The 1,830-nt window shown below is 75.9% G+C and carries 2 protein-coding genes; both read right to left on the minus strand.

Annotated features, from left to right (window positions below; genetic code table 11):
- The coding region (locus AB0G02_RS38060; protein ID WP_360804727.1) for a cobalamin-dependent protein at positions 1 to 703 on the minus strand (703 nt) is incomplete at its 3' end.
- Positions 700 to 1,830 (minus strand): PP2C family protein-serine/threonine phosphatase (locus AB0G02_RS38065; protein WP_360804730.1); only part of this gene is annotated, 1,131 nt, incomplete at its 5' end. The genes AB0G02_RS38065 and AB0G02_RS38060, both read right to left, overlap by 4 nt.

The raw sequence follows: 1,830 nt of genomic DNA on the forward strand, positions 1-1,830 counted from the left end.
CGTGGTCGCCCTGGTGCGGGAGGTCGTCGATCGGCGGGTAGCCGCCGCGGGGGCGGGGCAGCGGAGCGGTCGACTTCGGGTGGGCTGGGGTGCGGGCGTCGGGCGCCCAGACGTCCGCTCCGAGCAGCCGCGCGTACCGCCCGTCCGGGCCGAACGCCGCGCCGCCCGCCACCACCGGCACCCCGGCGGACTGGCAGGCGGTGATGGTGGCGTGCGCGGTGGGCAGTCGGGTGGCCAGCGACCCGGAGAGCGCGACCGCGTCCGGGTCGGTGCTGTGCAGGTGGGTGATGAGGTGCGGGGCCGGCACCTGCGCGCCCAGGTAGTCGACGCGGAAACCGCGCAGCTTCAGCACTTCCGCGAGCAGCCGGGCGGGCAGGGCGTGCCACTCGCCGTCGACGCACGCCACGGTGATCCGGCCGCCGTGCCGCGCGGGGCGGTCGACGGCCGCGCCCAGCCTGACGATCACCCGCTCGTTGATCGCGGTGGCGGTGTGCTCCTGGGCGACGGTCAGGCGGTTGGCCGCCCACTCCGCGCCGACCCGCCGCTGCACCGCGCCGATCACGTCGAGCAGCACGGTCTCGGCGTCGATCCCCTCGGCCAGCGCCCGCAGCACCACCTCGGCCGCCCGGTCCTCGTCACCGTCGACGACCGCGTCCCACAGCTGCCGCGCACCTCCGCGCGCGTCCACCACCACGGCGCTCATCCGGTGCGCGTCTCCCGCTCGCCGTCCGCCACCGCCGTCAGGTGCCTGCCGCGCGGCGCGGTGATCGCCAGCACGGCGACGTCGTCGTGGCCGCCCGCGCCGATCCACTGCGACGCGACCATGTGCACGTGCTCCACGACGGCGTCCGCGGGCATCCCGGCGCACGCCGCGAGCGTGCGGTGCAGCCGGTCCTCGCCGAACATCTCGTCCCCGAGCGGCCCGCCGACCGCCTCGGTGATCCCGTCGGTGTAGAGCAGGCACGTCTCGCCGGGCGCCAGGACGACCTCGGCGGTCACGGCGTCGATCTCGGGCAGCACGCCGATGAGGGTGCCACGCGTGGGTACCTCGTGCACCTCCCCGGTGGACCGCACGACCAGCGGCGGCAGGTGCCCGCCGCTGGTGACCCGCAGCCGCACGTCGGGCCCGACGCGGGTCGCGGACGCCAGCAGGAGCGTGACGAACCGGGTGTGGTGCGAGCTGAGCAGCGCGTCGTTGAGCAGGGTCAGCATCCGCCGGTGGTCGCCCGCCAGCGGCAGCAGCGCGTGCAGGGTGGCGCGGACCTTGCCGGTCATCACCGCCGCCTCCAGGCCCTTGCCGCACACGTCACCGAGCACGACCAGGGACTCCCCCGCCTCACCCGCCACCGGGTGCACGTCGTAGAAGTCGCCGCCGACGCGTTCGGTGTCCAGCGCCGGGCGGTAGCGGCCCGCGAACTGCACGCCGTCGACGGCGCGCAGCGTCGGGGGCAGCAGCTCGCGCATCAGCGTCTCGGTGATGGACACCTGCTGGGCGAACATCCGCGCCGCCGACATCGCCGCGCCCGCACGGGCCGCGAACAGCCGCGCGAAGACCTCTTCCTCCTCGCTGAACACCTGCTGCTCGGTGCGCCGCAGCAGCACCAGCGCGCCCGCCGGGACGCCGTGGCCCGGCAGCGGGGTCACCACGATGGAGCCGACGTCCCCGAACCCCTCGGGCACCAGCCAGCCGGGCGCGGACGACGGTTCGATCCAGCGCGACGGCACGGGCGGGAAGCCCTGGAGCGCCTCGGCCAGACCGACGACCTCCTCGGGGTCGATCGGCAGCCGCTCGTGCACCGCGTCACGGCCGCGCACGCACCACGTGACGGG

Source organism: Actinosynnema sp. NPDC023658 (assembly GCF_040639995.1).
Taxonomy (GTDB): Bacteria; Actinomycetota; Actinomycetes; order Mycobacteriales; family Pseudonocardiaceae; genus Actinosynnema.